Here is a 19486-nt window from a genome sequence, read left to right as displayed (position 1 = left end):
AATAGAAGGTTTTTTAAATGCAATAGGTTTATTCATTTTTTGATTTAAATAAAAATGAATAAACCTACATGTTACTTAAAATCAATATTTTAAATATTATTTTTCTAGATCAAAAAATATACTATTTGAAAAGAGATGCATTCCATTTATCCAAAAACCTCTAATTAAAGGGTTATCTACATAGTAAAACACTTGTCCCTTGTTGTATTTCTCCGCTGCAATTAGAGATGATCCTTCTAATGTTTTTTTCAATTCTTCACCTAAGTAACCAGAAATAGCTTCATTTTTGGTTATTAAACCAATATTATGACCATGATTCAACAATGGAAGCTTATTACTATTTTCCTTGATCGTGAAATATTCTTTCTCGACACCTTTCGATATTAAGGAAGAACTTGGCAAACTCAACTCTAAAATACATCCCAATGCCTTATTCTCTGTTTTTCCTTTAGTGATAAGCATTGTTTCCATATTAAAAGACTTACTCATCTTTTTACTCATCTCTAGCTCATCAATCTCCTCAATAACATTTATAGCATTTTCTAAAAGAATAACCTTCCCTCCTCTTCCTATAAAGTCTTTTATTAAAGTAGATATTTTAGAACTATATTCTCCATCTGATAAAATCAGTGTATTTACTTTTGATAAATCAAACCCAGTTATTTTATCTGTATAGAAAATATCAACAGGGTACTCAATTATTTTATCAAAATAATACCAAAGGCTTCCAAACTTCACAGGGTTTACATCTTCCCCTGCTAAAATTGCAATTCTAGGCTGTTCCATTACTTCTACCTTCCTTTCCCAATTGGAGTCATTAATATGTATTATCTGAGTAGTGATGTTATTTTCCTCTATGATCTTCTTAAATACATCAAACTTATGAGACATCATTAGACCAAAATAAGGAAAGACAATATTTCCTTTTGGAATAGTTTGATTCTTCAACGTAAAATCCTCTGTTAAATACCCTACTTTGATTTCTTCCTGCATTAATTGAGCAATCAACTTAACATCGGAAATCGATTCCCATTGTAAGATAAAGAAAGTAGAGTCTGTCAAAATACTTTCATCAATTGAATTTCTGACTAAAGTAGGCTGATATAAAACCTTTTCTATTTCATCTTCTGTCTCCAACATATCCAAACCGAATGCATAGGGTAAAGACCATGCTGTAAGATCATAAGTTGTAGAATCTGTAAAATCGGCTTTTGGCTCTAATAAAACTTTCAGCATTCGTCCCATCTTTTGGTCCGTTGAAAAAACTACATCGCCTTTTTCAATTTTTCTTTTTACTTCTTTCTGGTCGAAATAGCTGTAACCTTTTACTACTTTACCTTTTGAAACTTCCTCCCTCACAATTCCCTGTCTTTCCAATATTGAAGTCATCAACTCAATATTCTTTGAATTATGCTTCGTTGCAGTAATAATGAATTTCTTGATGGTACTATTAATAGGGTAAAAAAAGTCTTCATACTCTTTCAATAATTCATCTTTATACTCAGAAGCTAAAATTGCAGTGAGTATTGATGTTTCAAAGTGCTTTTGGATTCTCCCCTCTAATGTAATCTCCTTCGCTTCTCTTTTTGATTTATAGGATAACCCTGCAACTCCATGCCCTCCTTGTTCAAAAGTAAAACCAACTGCACCATTAAAACAGGTCCAGCTATCTCCATAACTAGGATATAATAAATCGAATACTTTTCGTGTAAAATATTCCCAATCTTGAGATTGGAAATAAGTCTCATACTTTTCCGAGGCTATTTTCTGATATTTCTTTTGCCATGTTGTGACCTCTTTGTGAATAGGGTCAGCAGAAGGACCAAAGAAATAAGAATACTGAGGCATCATTTCATGAAAATCAACAAATATCTGAGGGTACCATTGCTTATATAAGTTAGTTCTTTGTTTTGTTTCAATTTGCGTTCCCCAAGCCCAATCTCTATTCAAATCAAAAAGGTAATGATTGTATCGTCCAGTTGGCCAAGCCTCGACATGTTCCCAAGTAGCAGGTTTTTGATTGATAAATACACCACCTTTAGCACGAAAATTATTCACATACCTGTCTCTTCCATCAGGATTCAAACAAGGGTCAATTATAATAACAAGGTCGTCTAGTAACTCTTCATATTTTGCATCCAACAATTCATAAGCTACTTTCATCGCTACTTCAGAACCTGAAGCTTCATTGCCGTGCACATTATAACCTAACCATATTACTGCTTTACTATAAGTTGGCTCCCCTTTTACAAATCCCGCTCTTTGCAGATTAGATTGACGTATACTTTCTATGTTTTGAATATTTTCTTCTGAAGATACTGCTAAAGCAAAAAGTGGCCTACCTTCATACGTTTTACCATATGGAATATATTCAACCTTTAATGATCGATCTGACAGATAAGAAAGATAATCATGTATTTTATGGTGATATGTAAACTGGGTTCCTAAATTATATTCTAAAAATTCGGAAGGGGATTTTAAAGTTTGGCTGTATGAAAATGTTGATAAAAAAAATAAACATATCCACTGACTATAAAACAGTAGTCTTTGCATAGTTTCAGTTATAATATTAAAGAATTGATGAGTAAATTAAGAAGAGTATTACTGAAAGCCTAAATTCTTATCAAAAAGAATTCTCAAATTTTACAGCCAAAATATTACTTATTGATTTTCAATGATTTCCATGTTTTTCAAACAGAAGATTATATTAGTATTATCCAAAAAAATAACACATAATATTATTATCTTATTAAGAATTATTATATAACAGAATTATATTTTGCTTAACATTAAATTATCAATATTTTAATCTAAATATATAAATAGTTCGATATTTATAATAATCAATAGTGTAAAATACATTTTTTATATAATTTATTTCATATCAAAAATTTATTCCTTATAATTGTGTTAAGGTATCCCCCTTGATAACAATTAAATAACATATTACTACTGATCATTTTTTTCAATGCGATTAATTTCCTTACTAGCACTTGTGTTTTTACTTTTCACAGTAAATACATCTTTTGCTATCGTCGACAGTAATGAACCGACTTCAAAGACTGCTAAGTTGGAGGAGAATGCTACATTGTCTAGCACACGTTACATCTTTCTGAAAACAGTAAAGAAAGACTGTTTAGAAGGAGACACTGAAATTGTATCTTCAATCATTCAGGTAAACATCAAGAATTTTGCTCAAGAGAAATATAAGATTTTAGCAAAGTTTGAAAATGAGGTCTCAAAAAAGTATCCCAAAAATGTAATTCACATTAATTTAAACTGTATTGAAGGTGTCTATTCTGATTTAAGAAGTGCTACAGATGCCAAAAAAGCATTAATTGATAATGTTGAAAAATCAAGATCCATTGTATTAAGATAAAAAAAGCGAAATCTCTTACGAAACTCCGCTCTTTTCATTCTAAAACACCTATTTATTCTTAAATACTAATTGATCATTTTCGACATCAATTAATACGATTGAATCTTTCTGAACATCACCTTTCAGAATAGATTTTGACAAGTCATTCAAGATATATCTTTGCATTACTCTTTTTAAAGGTCTTGCTCCAAATTCTGGCTCATAACCTAAATTGGATACCTTATCTAAAGCTTCCGGAGTAATTTCTATCTCTATACCATTTGTATGGATCCTTTTCTGTATATCCTTGAATTGAATTGAAGCAATTTTTCTCATGTTCTCTCTAGTAAGAGGTTGGAACATTAATACCTCATCTATTCTATTTAAAAATTCTGGTCGAACCGTATTTTTCAATAAGTCCAAAGCTTTATCTCTACAACTCTCAAGAATCTCCTCTTTTTCAAGTGATGAACTCGCTTTATCAAGGTCGTTTATTTTGTCCATCATAAAATGAGCTCCCATATTGGAAGTCATAATGACAATTGTATTCTTGAAATCAGCAACACGTCCTTTATTATCTGTAAGACGTCCATCATCCAATACTTGTAATAAAATATTGAATACATCTGGATGTGCTTTCTCAATTTCATCCAATAAAATTACTGAATAAGGTCTTCTTCTTACTTCTTCTGTAAGTTGTCCACCTTCATCATACCCAACATAACCTGGAGGTGCTCCGATCAAGCGACTTACTGCATGTTTCTCCTGATATTCTGACATATCAATACGAACCATTGCCTTTTCATCATCGAATAAGTAATCTGCCAAAGCTTTTGCAAGCTCCGTTTTACCTACTCCAGTAGAACCTAAGAATAAGAATGAACCAATTGGTCTACGAGGATCTTGCAACCCTGCACGACTTCTCCTTACGGCATCTGATATGGCTGTAATCGCTTCATCTTGCCCTGCCACTCGTTTCCCAAGCTCGTTTTCAAGGTAAAGTAATTTTTCTCTTTCGCCTTGAACCATCTTAGCAACAGGTATACCTGTCCACCTTGATACTACTTCAGCTATATCCTCTGAATTGACTTCTGTTCGCAACATCACATTACCAGATGTCGATTCTTTCTCCGCATCCTGCTGTAAAATTTCAAGCTGTTTTTCAGCTTCTACAATCTTACCATAACGAATTTCAGCAACTCGTCCATAATCACCTGAACGCTCCGCTTGATCTGCTTCTATTTTATACTTATCAATATCACGCTTTAACTGCTTGATACCATCCAAGGTTTGTTTTTCACGCTTCCATTCGTCTTCTAATTCATTCAATTTTCCTGTTAGAATTCGAATTTGATCCGTTAAAATATTTTCTTTTTCAACATCTTTTTCTCTTCGAATAGCCTCTCTTTCGATTTCCAATTGCATGACCTTTCTTTTGATCTCATCCACCTCTTCAGGCATTGAGTTCATTTGAATTCTCATTCTTGAAGCTGCTTCGTCCATCAAATCAATGGCTTTATCAGGAAGAAAACGATCTGAAATATATCGATCTGAAAGTTTTACTGAAGCAATAATGGCATCATCTTTAATCCTTACACCATGATGAACTTCATACTTTTCTTTAATACCTCTAAGAATTGAAATAGCATCATCAACTGATGGCTCTCCAACAGTTACAGGTTGAAAACGTCTTTCAAGAGCTTTATCTTTTTCAATATATTTTTGATACTCTTTCAGTGTAGTCGCTCCAATAGATCTCAATTCTCCTCTTGCTAGAGCTGGTTTCAATAAGTTAGCAGCATCCATGGCACTATCACCTCCTGCTCCTGCACCAATCAATGTATGTATTTCATCTATGAATAAAATGATCTTCCCATCGGCACTTTGAACCTCTTTGATGACTGCTTTTAAACGCTCTTCAAATTCACCTTTGTACTTGGCTCCTGCGACTAATGCCCCCATATCTAAAGAAGCAATACTGATATCTTCTAGATTTTCTGGAATATCACCCGCAACAATTCTTTGGGCTAATCCTTCAGCAATGGCTGTTTTACCAACTCCAGGTTCACCAATCAACATTGGGTTGTTTTTGGTTCTTCTTGATAATATTTGAAGTACTCTTCTAATTTCCTCATCACGACCAATAACCGGATCCAATTTCCCGTCTCGAGCCATTTGAGTTAAATCAATTGCATATCTTTCTAAAGATTGATATTGCCCTTCGGCGTTCTGATCTGTTACTTTATTTCCTTTTCTTAATTCAGTAATGGCCTTTTTAAGGTAGTCTTTCGTAAACCCAGCTTGTTTTAATAACTGTGCTACTTTATCACTACCATCTAATAAGCCTAATAAAATATGCTCAACAGCGACAAACTCATCTTCCATCTCACTCATAAAGCGCTCAGCGGCTTGAAGTGCTTTTGCAGCATCATTTGATAAATAGGGATTATCTCCTGTTGACTTTGGATAACCTTGTACTATTTGATCTACTTGTTGATCTAAGTTTGTTTTATCTGCTTTTATTTTATTGGTCAAAAATGAAATCATATTATCCTCTTGCTGAATAATTGCTTTCAATAAGTGACCTGTTTCTATTACTTGTTGTTGTAATCCTTTTGCAATCGTCTGTGCCTTTTGCAAAGCTTCTTGCGATCGGATTGTATATTTTTCAAAATTCATAAATCTATTCTAATTATTTAATTGTAGCTATTTTGTAAAACTGTATTATTTGCTTTACAAACTCTATGGATCAATAACTGTTCAAAAGTGAAAAAACAGACACATTTACTTAATTGTACTCAAAATCAATTTGACTCATGACGAAAAGTCACTAAACAACTGAAAAACAAAGAACTAATAAGACATTTTGTCTTTATTTAAATTGAATGGGGAAAATATATATTGTATTTTATTGTGAATGATTATAAAGCTTTAATGAAGTTGGTGTCGTGCTTTAAACATTGATTGTCTAATAGTTGTAGACAAATTCAAAACCCCAATTTAATTACTGTTTTATTACTATGACGAATTTTGTTAAATACTTTGGACTTGCTTTAGTTACATTTTTCCTATTAATGAAATACATCATTTTTGGAAAATAAATAAAGGGTAGCAACCCTACGATTACTACCCTCCTTTTATTTCATTAAATCTTCCTTATACTATAAGAAGTTAGGTAAATCTAATTTCTTAGAAATTCTATACGCTGCATTCATTAAACCTACATGACTGTAAGTTTGAGGGAAGTTACCCCACTGACTACCATCTGAAGAATCCACATCTTCTGATAATAAACCTACGTGGTTTGCATAACTACTTACTTTCTCGAAGTAATCAATTGCTTCTTTAATTCTTCCTACACATGCTAATGCTTCAATGTACCAGTAAGCACAAATCAAGAATGTTGTTTCTGGAGCACCAAAATCATCTACGTGCTTGTAACGATAGAATAAACCGTCTTTTGCCATTAACTCTTTTTCCATTCCTGCCAAGTGGCGTTTTGCTCTTTCAGAATTTGGATCAAGATAGTTCATAGTAATCAACTGAAGACATGACGCATCCATATCTTTCGACCCAGCTGCTTGCATATAAACCCCAGTTTCCTCATCATAGCACTTTTCAATCATTTCGGCAGCATGACCTTTGATTTTCAATGCTTTATCTGCCATTTTCACATCATCAAAGTACTGTGCCATTTTGTATGCCGCACAAGCCCCTGCCCAGTGGAAAAGGAAAGTATAGCAATAATGTCCAGGACGATCTCTGAATTCCCATAGTCCAGCATCTTTTTCCTCCATTGTATCAGCAATCTTCTGTAAAGTATGCTCCACTAATTTCTTGGTGTGCATTCTATACTTATTGGTGAAACGTTCATCAGCATAAAGAGGAAGTAATGACGTTAGCACCTGACCATAAACATCATTTTGAATATGTGTATAGGCATCATTACCAATTCTTACAGGCTTGTTTTCACCTAAATACCCTTTCAAAGGCATTTCAATTTCAGTGATTTTCTTTTGAGCAGTAATTGTATAAAGTGGTTGATAACGATCTTCTTCCTGCTTGGTTACATTTTCAATGTATTTGAAATAAGCCTCAACTTCTTCAAAGTGACCAATGTTATTGAAAGCATTTAATGTATAATAAGTATCACGCATCCAACAGTAACGGTAATCCCAGTTACGTGTACTCTTATGATATTCTGGAAGTGAAGTTGTACCTGAGGCTATGATTGCTCCTGTATCTTCGTATTGGTGGATTTTTAATATTAAAGAAGAACGAATGAGCTTTTCTTGATGGAAGAAGCTAATACTCGTTGATTTCACCCAATTTCTCCAATATCTCTTTGTTCTAGTATAAAAGTTTTCAGCTGTATTTTCGATAGCTGCTTCCAAAGGAGCACCATAAGTTAATACCGTATACACAGCTCCACTTAATACAAATGAGTTCCCTTCCATTACGTAAGACAATGGAATATTGGTAGTTAATCTCATTTGCTGATCAAAACCTTCAAAACGGATATGATTACTTCCTTGGGATTTTTGAGGAATAATTTCTCCATAATTACCTCTTGGGTCACATACTACTTGTACAGAAGGTGTACCTTGCATTGGCTCAATTTTACGAACCATCATTAAAGGCTTATAGTAACGATCATCTTGCTCAAAACGTGGAGCAAAGTCTGTTACTTTAAAATCACCATCTTCAGTATAGATTTCTGTTACAAGAATGTTTGTATTGGTTACATAATACTGCTTGGTCTCCTTTATTTTAGCCGTGGGCTTCACAGAAAACTCACCTCCTTTTTCGTCATCTAGTAAGTCACCGAAAACAAAACTGCTATCAAATCGTGGCCAGCATAACCATCTAACACTTGCTTTTGTATCGATATAGGCCATAAATGCACAGTTACCGATAACACCCATGTCGTACTTGTGTGTTTTCTTCATGTTGTAATGTTTGTTTTTGTCGTTTTAATTAATAAATCAGGATGTGAGTAAACTACAATTTACTATATTTTTCATCAAAATTTAAAAATTTAAAAGCTGAAGGGCAAAGAATGCTAGGATATAAAAAACATAAATTTTAAAAGTATAAGCACTAAGAAGAATAATAAAGCGTTGAATTTGTAGAAATAATAGTAAATTTATCCCCACGAGAGACTCTTTATTTTTTTATATATTGTCTTTCAATCAATTTAAAAACAATTACTTCAACCATGAAAAAATTAGTATTAGCCTTATTTTTAGGCCTAATCGGGATCGTGGCATCTGCTCAAGATACTGCTGGACCTGTGATCACTTTTGAAGAAAAAACATATGAATTTGGTGATATTCACCAAGGTGATGTAGTAGAGCATACATTTAAGTTTTCTAATACTGGTGATGCTCCTTTAGTAATCACAAATGTTACTACTACTTGTGGGTGTACTGCTCCCAATTGGCCAAAAGAACCTATCAAGCCAGGTGATCAAGGTGAAATTTTAGTAAAGTTTAATAGTAGAGGTAAAAGAGGTGTTCAAAATAAACCAATCACAGTTTATTCAAACGCAAAAACTACTACTAAAATTTCAATTACAACCAACGTACTTGTTGAGTAATTCAGGATTTACACCGAAAAAAAATGCCTGCTCTTTTTTCAAAAAGGAGCAGGCATTTTTTATTTTTCCCAAATCTGAAAGTAATCTTCATCCAATTTTTTATGAAAGCCTAGTGCCTTCAAAATTGATTCACATTCTTCTGCTTCTTCTAAAGTAAGAATATTTTCAAAAGGGTGAATTTCAAAATAAATACTTTTGAGAGTTTTCAAGAAAGGTTGAAAGTCCTGAAAGAACTGTAATTCTCCTCCTTCAATATCCATGATTAATGTATCAAATTTCAGGTTATATTTTTCCTCCAGCTCTTCAGGCGTTATTCCTTCGACCTCAACTTTTTGAGCACTTTCTATATTTGCACTTCCCTGAACTATGGACTTTTGAATATTAAACGTGACAGTCTTGGCTTTTGCGACAATTCTGTTCTCAATATGAAAGTCACAATTATTTCTGTCCTTATTATGCTCAAGGTGTTGAATCAAAAATGGATTGGCTTCTACCGTAACGTGTTTATTTCTCTCATTCAACACACCATTAATCACACAAGAAACTACACCAATGCATCCACCTAATTCCAATACAGTTGCATTTTTATCTAAATACTTTGGTATAAACTCTCTTTCTTGTTTTTCATACCATCCCAAAGTAAACGCTCCTCTAAAAAAACGACTCGTTAATTCTTTGGGAATAGTGTAAACGTTTCCATTTGTCTTGAATTCTTTTTGAATAAAATCGAAGATAAAACCTGCAAAAAACTGCTTGATTGGTAAGTATACATTTAGTAGTAAATAATTCATGTATCAATAAAAAATCTTAAGTCTTAATGTGTGTTCTATTTTTGTGCAAGAAAATGAAAAAAAAGAGTGATACAAACTTGTAACACTCTTTTCTTCTTGATTCTATTTCACAATGTAAATCACTTCCTTCTTCAATTCTTTGATTGCTGAAGTAATATCCGAAAGATGATCTAATGTTTTCTCTGCACTTTGATCTCCCAATACTTTCAAACTGTTCTTTTGTCTAAAAGTCTGTTTGATCTCATTCCAACGTTCTAAATCAGACTCAGAAAGAATGTCAATCAGTTCTTTAAACTTCAATAAGTTCTCTTCTGCCGCAGTTGTCAACGTTTGAGATTCATTTTCATAATGTGAAACCACCAACTCTTGAAGCTCTTTCTCATTCATCAATGGAGAAAGTTTTTCAGCTAGTTTATTCATATTACGATACGATCCTTGAAGCTTGAAAGGTGGTTCAACTCTGTAATCATCATCTTGTGCTGCTGATGCGACATAAGATTGATTGACCTTTAGAATGACACTTTGTATATACGACAACTGTCTGAAGATTTTAATACTTTCTTCTTTTTCATCTGTTGAAATACTTACCTCCAACTCTAAATCATGAAGACCGTTGTTCTTAATCGCACTGATCAAGGCATATAAATCTTTCTTCGGATAGTTTGTCCATTGAGAGATAAATTGATTTGAAGTAAGGCAGTTCTCGATATAACTCAACTCAAATGCAGTTTGAGTACTACCGATTACCTCACCCAAGTTATAGGTATCTGCTCTGTTGGCCAACATATCTGGAATCTGGAATTTATCACCTGATTCAGTGTACGGGTTCCCTGCCATAATCACACAGAACCTTTTACCTCGAAGATCATACGTCTTTGTATTGCCTTTGTAAACCCCTTCGATCTTTCTCTGTCCATCACAAAGTGAGATGAACTTCTGCAAGAACTCAGGATTACAGTGCTGAATATCGTCAAGGTAAAGCATGATGTTGTTTCCCATTTCAAGGGCTAACCCTAGCTTTTCCAACTCTTCCCTTGCCGTTGCATTGGGTGCTTCTTCAGGATCTAATGACAATACTTGATGTCCAATCGAAGGTCCATTGATCTTCATAAAAATCAATCCTAAACGATTAGCTACATATTCCATTAAAGTGGTCTTACCATAACCTGGAGGTGAAATCAATAAGAGTAATCCCATAAGGTCTGTTCTCTTTTTAGACCCTGCCGCTCCAATCTGTTTGGATAAGTTTTCTCCAATCAATGGAAGATAGACATCATTAATCAATCTATTCCTAACAAAAGAAGATAAGACTTTAGGTTCAAAGGAAGATAGTTTTACTTCTTTCTTAAAGGTATCCAATACTTCCCTTTTCTGAGTGGTATATTGCTCAAACAATGGCAAACTATTGTGGATATGTTTCTTTAAGCGAGCTGTAAAATCATAGAAGTTGAATTGATATTTCCCTTCATTAATTAAACTATGATCACCTAATAAACCTTCTAGTTCTTGTTCGTATTCTACTTTTGAAAGTGCTCGATCTGCCTTGAACGTTTCAAGTAATAATAAACTTGCTTCTAAAGTATAAGGAGAATAATCTGCTTCGCTTTCTGTAAATGAATTGGATTTGAACAAAGTCGACCATCCAATTTCCATAAACGTCAAGAGTTTCTCCCATTGCCCAGAAAGTTTACTGATATGCTGATCAAATGATTCTTTTACATTTTGAGCTAAAAGTAATCGTTTAAATTCCTCTGCTAAGAAGTTTGCCTTCTCACTGATTTCAAAATAACCGTAAGTGAGTAAGTCCATCAAACAGTAACCAATTTCCTCTATCGCTGTTTCTAATTCCAAATTCAGTTTCTTCAATACAACTTCCACGTGTGGTGTAATGTATTTTAGAATAGAAGATGGATCAGCTTTTTCTTCAAATATTGATGAGAAAAGTGAGAATCCATTGGCCCATTCCTGAATGATTTCTTTTTCCTTCTTTGGAATTTCCTTTAACCAAACAATTTGTGCCAATGCTCTAGTTACTGAATCATAACATAAAGTCTTCAAAGAGGTATTCATGGAAGCATACACTTTGATCACTTTCAAAGCATCTAAATCATGTACACCTTTCAAGTAACCATCATTTAATGAAGTACCCATGTATTGCTGGATCTCCTTCAATAAAGCTTCCTCCTCTTGATCGACTATTGTTGTCGCATTTTTATTGGCTAAAAATTGATAAGCTAAATATTCACCTCTATAAACTTCTGAAGATTCAGAAGGCAATGACATGGTCCATACTTCTCTTGTGCTTAAAAGACTTTCGTCTTGTACCTGCTCAAAGAAATCTGTTCCTGTCAAGTGATAGAATAAGTTGCCTTTTCGCTCAATAATCGTTGCTCCTAACTCTTGTTGAGCTACTGCAAAAGAGTGCTTTCCAAAACGGATAAAACCTGGACCGTCAACATTTAATTCATTACGGTCTCTCAATTGGCGAATGGCTTCTTTCTGGGCTTTCTTCAAAGACCCAAGAACCTCTTCTCCTTTTGAGGTTTCTCCAAAATCAATCAGACTTTGTGCTGTCTCTCTTAATTTTTCGATTAAAAGGTCCGTCGAGAAATAAGCAATCAATTGATCCTCTTTTTCCATCTTTTTCGCTTTCGCTAAAATAGATTGGATCATTCGATCTGCTGAATTACGTAATCGTAATACTCTCTTATTTCGAACTTCTTCTAATTGAATTTTCTTGGTTTCGAAGACGGTTGCAACTTCTTCTCTTTTCTTCTCTAGCTGTTCTGCAAAATCATCAAAGTCTGCGAACTTCCCTTCCAATTCTTCTATCTGAGCAGATAGCTTACTGAGGTATTCATCGCATTCCTCAGGAGAAGTTGATATATCAAGAAAACTGGAAACAGATTGTTCTAATAAACGGTACTGTGCCGTAAACTCTGCTTCTGCTTCTTGCTTCCCTAACTGATTTTTCTTTTCCCTAGCCTGTGCTTGAACATTATTGAGAGATGAGAATAACTGAGAGATATTATTGATGATCTCTGCCGTTTGAGTGGCATCCTTAATTTTAAGGTTAGAGACCGTTTCAATCAATAACTCTAATTCTTTCCCTAAGTCCGTCAGTTCTTCAATCGCTTCTTCTACATCAATTGTTTTCTCCCATTTGGGCAACTGATTTCGAAGTTCATCAATCTTTGTTGTAAAAGCAGTCAATGCATCATCTCCTAAAAGGAACTGAATACATCTTTCGCCTAGTTTTAAAGAATGTTCCTTCAGCTTTTCCTCTTTTTCTTCGATTGGAGGAATCTGAATATATCGAACTTCTTTAAGCGTAACTGCTTTCCCTCTTAATGCTCTGAGCGAAGCTAAACCTTGAACGTAATCTCGTATGTCCTTATAAATTCCACGATCAATTTGACGTGTAATCTTTAGACATTCCTCATCAAAAGCTTTTTGTTGCTCTTCCGCATTTTTACGTTGACGACTTACTTTTTCGTATTCTTCAATCGCTGCAGTCGCGGTTTCTTTAATTTCCTCAACTGGTACTAGAAGATTACCAACATCTTCACGTCCTAACCATGGATACATATCGGTTACTACAGATGTTTCTTGCAAAATATCTGAGTAAAGTCCCATATAGTTGTCGGACTTCTGGCACAACACATTGATTCCATTCAATTGTGCCATCGCTTTTACAACTTCCTTGTTTCCTAAGTTGACGAGGTAGTGATCATTTTCAGAAGTTGGTTCTACTAAATCTGCATCAACAAAAGGAGACTGTAAAATCTGAAGATTATGTACTTTCCTTGGTTCTTCATCTGCCTTGAAATACACTAGTTCTCCATTCGGGAAAACAGAGTAACCATTACATTTTAAAGGTGGCTGAACGGATTGTTCAATGACATTATAAGAAAGTAAAATATACTCTCCGGTGTCTCTTTGATAGAATACAAATAGATAATCTTCACCATTTGGAGCTACAATTTTCTTTTTGAAGATCCAATCGTGTTCTTCTTGTTCGAATAGTTTGTATTCTCCATTTTGAAGGTAATATCCGTTGGAGAATACGATACCTTGCTCTTCCGGTAATAAAATACAGGCATTAGAAATCGCATTGACTCTGATGGCTGTTTTTAATTTATCATTATAAACAAAATACCTCCACTCCTTTTCTCTGTAAGGAAGTACTTTTAGAAGAATAAGGTTTCCAAGATCAGCATAATGAATTTCTCCATCCTCCAATCGTTGTTCTTTCTCCTCAACTTCTTCTGCTAAAATTCCTTCGCCATCTAGTGTATTATCTTCAATTTTAATCGTAAGATCACCTCCTACAGTTTCTACAAATACTCTATCAAGGATAGAAACGTGAGGGTGTTCACCTTCTCTAAAATCATCTCTTGTCGTTCTCTTCCATTCGAAATCATGCTGAGGAGGAAAAACCACTTCATGATCACTTCTTGCATCAACATACTTCAACGCACTTCCTGAGATTTCCCATTTGAAGGCTTTGATGTCTCCAACTCTATCGCTCAATTGGAAGAGCATGTACAAGTTTTTTCCAGCTTTAAAAAACTGTGTGAACTTCGTATCTTTTTGGTATTGATACAGTTCATTAAAGTCTTTTATAAACTGCTTATCTTCTATTAAGGATAAGGATTCATTTTTGAAAGTATGGGAATCATTGTTATAAGTATATATTCCAAATACATCTGACAATGCCATTTCCTGTCTTAATCCCAACTGTACATTATAACCGAAAAGAAACGTTTCGCCTATTGGTATCATGTCTCTGGCAATACAGTTGTTTTCTGTCATTAATCGCTCAGAAGCAATCAGTCCAATTTCTATGGAACCGAAGATTTCTTTCCGTAATGAATTAAGTTGATCTAAAGACTTGTGAAGTTCCTTACCACTGTTTTGTAATCGTTGTTGGAGAAGCTCATAAGTTCCGTTTTCTAACATAAGTTTGTTTTATTAAGCAGTATTCTTTCAATCAAAGCAAAGTAGGTTATTTATTAACCTCTACTTTCAAAAAACTTCCTCTTCATTTTTTCCATTGCTGAAAAAAGAAGCAAAAAAAGCTAGGCTGTGAAGTCAAAAGCTAAATTTTATTTTATTCACCTAAATGATTTTAAACTCGCTTTCGCTCAAACAGAAAATCATTTTTAACGGTTCTTTCCATAAAATTCTTAACGCTTTTCTCTTCAATGCCATTATTGTGCTTTCTACTTTCAAATAAAGAAGTCTAATGATTAAATAAATACTGACATGACTTATAAATTAGAGGGTAAGGCTGAAGTATGAAACTTCAACCTTAATTTCTCCGACAATATTATTTGATAAATGTAGATGCTGCAGCTCCAGCAATACCTGTTTTCTCAGCTGTTGCTAATGCACTATCAATCCATGTTTTCTGAAGATCATCGCTTGTCATGTTTTTCATCTTATTCAATAAGCCTGCAACACTAAGGTTTTTGATATCTTCAGTTGTTACACCAAATTGATCAATATAACCTCTGATCTTACCAATAATGTTATTTCCATCAGAAGAGTCCAATAAGTTGTCTTTGACTTCAGTGGCTACGCTACTAGTTTCAAAGAACGACTCCACGGTTTCACCCATGCTGATTGACTTGATGATTTTATCATACACTTGACTTTCACCACCGATGATTTTGATATCACTGCTTTTCACCGCTTCCGCCATCACCTGCGCTTGTGCTTTCGTCAATTCTTGTTGCATTTGGAATTTCGCTAAGGCTAATTCTTTCTCTTGATTCAATTGTAATTTAAATCTCTCCAAGTCTTTGATTGCCTCATCCATATGAGCAGTTGCTTTCGCTTCTGCTTCGATACGTTGTGCTTCTACCAATGACTTTTCTTGTAATACCTTCGCTTCCGCTAAACCTTCCAATTCGATTGCTTTCGACTTCTTTTCCATACCCTCTGCCTCAGCAATCATTTTCTTTCTTAAGATTTCTGCCTCTGCTTCACCTAATTTCACATTCGCTTTTGCTTGTGCTTCTGAAGTACTCTCGATGAATGCCGCCTCTGCTTCTGCTTCTTTCTCTCTGGCAATTGCTCTTGCTTCATTCACTTGTGCTTCCGCAAAACCTTCTGTCGCTTTTTCTTTTACTTTCGCATCCGCTAATGTCTTAATAGCTGCCGCTTTTTGGTTTGAAGTTTCGAAATCAGCTGCCGCTTCAATTTTTTGTTGTTCAGCATGTAATTTCGCTGCCTCTTTCTGAGCTTCAGCCGCCTTTAATTCCATCATTAAGTTTTCTTCTGCTTTTTGCTCCGCCAACGTAATCGCTACTTTTTTCTGACGTTGTGCTTCTGCAAATGCTTCCGTATCCTTAATTCTCTCTTGCTCCTCAACTACAGATTTTTCAACCGCTACTCTTTCTTTGATTACATCTTGGATGTCACGTTTCTGCTCTTCTAAAGTTTTGTCTTTGGCAATTTGAGCCAATTCTACAACTTTCTGCTTATCTGTTTCCGCTAATTGTCTTTCTTTCTCAATTCGCTCGTTTTCTAATGCCTCTGTTTTCTCAATGTTCTTTTGAGCCACTAAGATTTCTCGTTCTTTGTTCTTTTCCTGGATTTCAAGTTCTTCGTCTACTTGCAATCTCATTTTCTCTGCTTTCAAGCGTTCTTCTTGAACAATTGTCTCAGTTGTAGCTTCTTCTTTGGCTTTGATTGTATCAATTTCTCTCTTTTGACGCTCCTCTGCTTCTACTCTTTGCTTTTCTAAAACCAATACAGCTTCTTCTTTTTCAACATCTTGCTTCTTGATCTTTTTCTCTTCTTCATTTTTAATCAAGTTGGCCTGAATTTTTTGTTTCGCAGTCAAGTCAATAATCTTTTTAATACCTTCAGCATCCAAGATATTATCAGGATCCATGTGTTCCACATTTGTTTGCTCCAAATAATCAATAGCACAATCATCCAGTACATATCCATTTAGATCTGTTCCGATAATGTCAATTACTTCTTGTTTTACTTTTTCTCTAGAATTGTACAGTTCAATAAAATCAAATCGTTTACCAATAGTTTTTAGGGCTTCAGAAAATTTTGCTTCAAATAATGAGGTAAGGAGTTCAGTATCGGATGCTCTCTCACATCCTACAGTTTGTGCTACCGTACCAATATCGTTAGTGTTGTTGTTTACTCTAATAAAAAATACTACTCTAATATCTGCTCTAAGATTGTCACGACAGATTAATCCTTGCTTGCCTTCCCTACTGATTTCAATACTCTTTAAAGAGATATCCATCATCTCCGCTCTATGAAGTACAGGTATAACAGGTCCACCTTCTGTAATTACTTTTAGTCCTCTTACACCAGTTCTTACTAGTGCTTTACCTTGAGGTACTTTTTTATAAAAGCTTACAAAATACCCAATGATACCCAATACAAATACACCAAGAAACGATGCAAATGCTATTACGGCTTGTGATTCTAACATGATAGATTCGTTAAAATTAAATGATAAATTATTATATATACTTACAGTGAATAGTTAGAGAGTTAATTGGTTTGTTCACTCTACTCTTTCAACAGTAACAGTTCATTCATTAAAATACAATAGATGCTTAAGCTCTAGTTGCTTTATACAGGCTCAACTACATAGCAGTTTTGATGCTCATCAAAATCTACAACAATTGCTTCATCGCCTTTAGTTAGAATAGTATGTTTTTCTAACGTTTTGATATAAACTTTTTGTTCAGCATTTCCTATTAATACAGAAGCTTGTCCCTTCTTTTCTCCTGAAGCAGGAATTAATATCTTCGCTACTTTTCCTACCACTTCTCGGTCTACTTCTTCATTCATTTTCTTGAATACAATTGAGAAAGGATAAACGAAAAAACGAGTAAGAAATACGGAAACGGCTATAATCGGTAAGGCTATTGCTAATGCCATTCCCACTGAATCATTACCTAAATAGTAGTTTCCAAGTACTGATAAAACCCACATCAATAAAGACAAGAAGGATAAGACTAACATGAAAGGCACTTTACCTAAGTATAAGAAACCTGCCACATGCCCAAAAACTCCAATATCAGAATCTAAATCACTGATATCTGAGTCAATGTCTGCATCGACATCAACGTCTCCATCTAAATCAAAATCGATAGTATCTGGCGATAAAACACCTATCATAACATTTATCCAGTACAGTAGACATAATATCAATAGAAATGTATAAGGTAGATTAACCAGTTTAGCAGCTTCGTGTATTAATTCCATGCGTCATCATTCATTTCGTGTCATCTAAATTAATAAGAAAAGAGAATAATTAACCTTGCTTTTCAAATGTTTAAATATATTAACGATGTGACAAAAAAAATAGTTGAGGTTTTGAGCGACCTCAACTATCTGTTTAACAATTTATATCTTTCTGTATTACAATTTGAAATATTTCTTAATTCAAGCACATAATAAGGTATAGTTTTTCATTTTAATCAAAATACAGAAGAAAATTTCATTATTGACCAAATTTATCCTTTAAGAAATTATAAGCATCTTTTGCTTCTTTCCCATTGAACGTTGCTAAAGAATCAGCCAGTTCTTTACCTTTTGGATATCCTCCAAACATGGCTGGAGCATTACCATAATAACGTAATAGTCCCCAGTGAGCAGGGACATGTTTAGGATCAAGCTCTAAAGCCTTCTCAAAAGCAGCTTTAGATTTCGGAGCTATAGACATCAACTTTAGCATATTTGCTCCTCTTGCTTGTTGTCCTAAGCTAGCGCCGTAATAATAATGATAATCGGCATTGTCCGATACTTGTTCTTTCAGTTCTTCGAAAAGAGCTTCAGCCTCTTCATTATTCCATTGTCCTAAATAACATAAACCTAATAGCTCTTTTGCCTTCAAATCTGCATTGATATGAGGTGCTAATAAATCAGGAATAGTAAGAAAATCCTCCTCTTGAAGTAACTTCTCTACTTTAAGTATTAAATCCTTATCCATTTTTCTTTCTTTTATCTCTTAGTTGTTTGAAGAATCTCATTAAAATCTCATGGCACTCTTCTTCTAGAATACCCGTCGTATATTTTGCTCTGGGATGTGCTAACTTTTCAGAATAAGTCGTAAACCCTCTTTTTTCATCACTTGCTCCATAAACTATTCTACCGATCTGTGCCCAAAATATTGCTCCTGCACACATGGCACAAGGTTCTAAAGTTACATATAAAGTACAATCACTCAAATGCCTTGAACCTAAATGATTCGTTGCAGCCGTTATTGCTAACATCTCGGCATGGGCAGTAGGGTCATTCAGTTTTTCTGTTTGATTATATCCCTTACCAATAATTTTTCCATTGGCTACCACCAATGCCCCTACAGGTATCTCTCCTTCTTCAAAAGCATTTTCCGCTTCTTTTAAAGCGAGTTTCATAAATTTGATATCCTGAGAAGATTCATCCATAATAATTGTACTATTCTAATATATAAATTTAAGTGAATGCATAATCACTTTTGCTTATTTTTTAAATTCAAATGCTAAAAACCTGTTTTTTAAGAGGTTTTCAACTGCTAAAAAGGGCCTGTTTAGACGAATGATCTCATCTTTTCGATAAACGCATCTTATCCTTAGACAAAGAAATTTGAATATTCTCAATATTTTCAAACATTTACAATACGGAATTTTTAAATAAAGTACTACTGATTCAACGATGGTGTTAATTAGACATTTTTTAATATTTATCCCACAATCTACAATAAAGTACTTT

The 19486-nt window shown here is 34.2% G+C and carries 11 protein-coding genes; 2 read left to right on the top strand and 9 right to left on the bottom strand.

What is annotated here, in order from left to right:
• Positions 1-96: 96 nt before the first annotated feature.
• The gene (locus PL77_RS13805) at positions 97-2553 is read right to left on the bottom strand and encodes a M14 family zinc carboxypeptidase (protein ID WP_044206244.1); all 2457 of its coding nucleotides are present in this window, start codon (positions 2551-2553) and stop codon (positions 97-99) included.
• 415 nt (positions 2554-2968) lie between these two features.
• Here PL77_RS13805 and PL77_RS13800 point away from each other — a divergent pair, with 415 nt between their 5' ends.
• Positions 2969-3379: a hypothetical protein gene (locus tag PL77_RS13800; protein WP_044206242.1), complete on the top strand. Its 411-nt coding sequence runs from the start codon at positions 2969-2971 to the stop codon at positions 3377-3379.
• Between the two features lie 48 nt (positions 3380-3427).
• Here PL77_RS13800 and clpB read toward each other — a convergent pair whose 3' ends face one another.
• On the bottom strand, positions 3428-6037 hold the full coding sequence (gene clpB / locus PL77_RS13795; protein ID WP_044206239.1) for an ATP-dependent chaperone ClpB: 2610 nt from the start codon (positions 6035-6037) through the stop codon (positions 3428-3430).
• Between the two features lie 482 nt (positions 6038-6519).
• A complete protein-coding gene (locus PL77_RS13790) occupies positions 6520-8307 on the bottom strand; it encodes a glycoside hydrolase family 15 protein (RefSeq protein ID WP_044206238.1) in 1788 nt (595 codons plus the stop codon).
• 269 nt (positions 8308-8576) lie between these two features.
• Here PL77_RS13790 and PL77_RS13785 point away from each other — a divergent pair, with 269 nt between their 5' ends.
• On the top strand, positions 8577-8957 hold the full coding sequence (locus PL77_RS13785) for a DUF1573 domain-containing protein (protein WP_044206236.1): 381 nt from the start codon (positions 8577-8579) through the stop codon (positions 8955-8957).
• A 59-nt stretch (positions 8958-9016) separates the two neighbouring features.
• On the opposite strand, the gene PL77_RS13780 is transcribed toward PL77_RS13785, so the two are convergent.
• The 6 genes from PL77_RS13780 to PL77_RS13755 all read right to left on the bottom strand — a co-directional run bounded on the left by PL77_RS13780 (position 9017) and on the right by PL77_RS13755 (position 19182).
• The gene (locus PL77_RS13780) at positions 9017-9748 is read right to left on the bottom strand and encodes an FkbM family methyltransferase (protein ID WP_044206235.1); all 732 of its coding nucleotides are present in this window, start codon (positions 9746-9748) and stop codon (positions 9017-9019) included.
• 102 nt (positions 9749-9850) lie between these two features.
• Positions 9851-14710 (bottom strand): DNA repair ATPase, encoded by a 4860-nt coding sequence (locus PL77_RS13775; RefSeq protein WP_044206233.1) that lies wholly within the window; start codon positions 14708-14710, stop codon positions 9851-9853.
• A 370-nt stretch (positions 14711-15080) separates the two neighbouring features.
• Positions 15081-17216 (bottom strand): hypothetical protein, encoded by a 2136-nt coding sequence (locus PL77_RS13770; RefSeq protein WP_044206231.1) that lies wholly within the window; start codon positions 17214-17216, stop codon positions 15081-15083.
• Positions 17217-17359: 143 nt separating this feature from the next.
• Complete coding sequence (locus tag PL77_RS13765) at positions 17360-17998, bottom strand: OB-fold-containig protein (RefSeq protein WP_156152361.1); 639 nt, start codon at positions 17996-17998, stop codon at positions 17360-17362.
• 238 nt (positions 17999-18236) lie between these two features.
• The gene (locus PL77_RS13760; RefSeq protein WP_052444397.1) at positions 18237-18725 is read right to left on the bottom strand and encodes a hypothetical protein; all 489 of its coding nucleotides are present in this window, start codon (positions 18723-18725) and stop codon (positions 18237-18239) included.
• On the bottom strand, positions 18718-19182 hold the full coding sequence (locus PL77_RS13755) for a nucleoside deaminase (protein WP_172665853.1): 465 nt from the start codon (positions 19180-19182) through the stop codon (positions 18718-18720). Before PL77_RS13755 ends, PL77_RS13760 begins: the two co-directional genes overlap by 8 nt.
• Positions 19183-19486: the final 304 nt, after the last annotated feature.

Origin of the sequence: Flammeovirga sp. OC4, from assembly GCF_000812565.1 — a bacterium.
Taxonomy (GTDB): domain Bacteria; phylum Bacteroidota; class Bacteroidia; order Cytophagales; family Flammeovirgaceae; genus Flammeovirga.
This window is presented reverse-complemented; position numbering and strand designations above follow the sequence as displayed.

What these genes read in the sequence shown, in the direction of transcription:
- PL77_RS13805 (WP_044206244.1), bottom strand. Translation starts at nt 2,553, where the DNA reads ATGCAAAGACTACTGTTTTATAGTCAGTGGATATGTTTATTTTTTTTA.
- PL77_RS13800 (WP_044206242.1), top strand. Translation starts at nt 2,969, where the DNA reads ATGCGATTAATTTCCTTACTAGCACTTGTGTTTTTACTTTTCACAGTA.
- clpB (WP_044206239.1), bottom strand. Translation starts at nt 6,037, where the DNA reads ATGAATTTTGAAAAATATACAATCCGATCGCAAGAAGCTTTGCAAAAG.
- PL77_RS13790 (WP_044206238.1), bottom strand. Translation starts at nt 8,307, where the DNA reads ATGAAGAAAACACACAAGTACGACATGGGTGTTATCGGTAACTGTGCA.
- PL77_RS13785 (WP_044206236.1), top strand. Translation starts at nt 8,577, where the DNA reads ATGAAAAAATTAGTATTAGCCTTATTTTTAGGCCTAATCGGGATCGTG.
- PL77_RS13780 (WP_044206235.1), bottom strand. Translation starts at nt 9,748, where the DNA reads ATGAATTATTTACTACTAAATGTATACTTACCAATCAAGCAGTTTTTT.
- PL77_RS13775 (WP_044206233.1), bottom strand. Translation starts at nt 14,710, where the DNA reads ATGTTAGAAAACGGAACTTATGAGCTTCTCCAACAACGATTACAAAAC.
- PL77_RS13770 (WP_044206231.1), bottom strand. Translation starts at nt 17,216, where the DNA reads ATGTTAGAATCACAAGCCGTAATAGCATTTGCATCGTTTCTTGGTGTA.
- PL77_RS13765 (WP_156152361.1), bottom strand. Translation starts at nt 17,998, where the DNA reads ATGGAATTAATACACGAAGCTGCTAAACTGGTTAATCTACCTTATACA.
- PL77_RS13760 (WP_052444397.1), bottom strand. Translation starts at nt 18,725, where the DNA reads ATGGATAAGGATTTAATACTTAAAGTAGAGAAGTTACTTCAAGAGGAG.
- PL77_RS13755 (WP_172665853.1), bottom strand. Translation starts at nt 19,182, where the DNA reads ATGGATGAATCTTCTCAGGATATCAAATTTATGAAACTCGCTTTAAAA.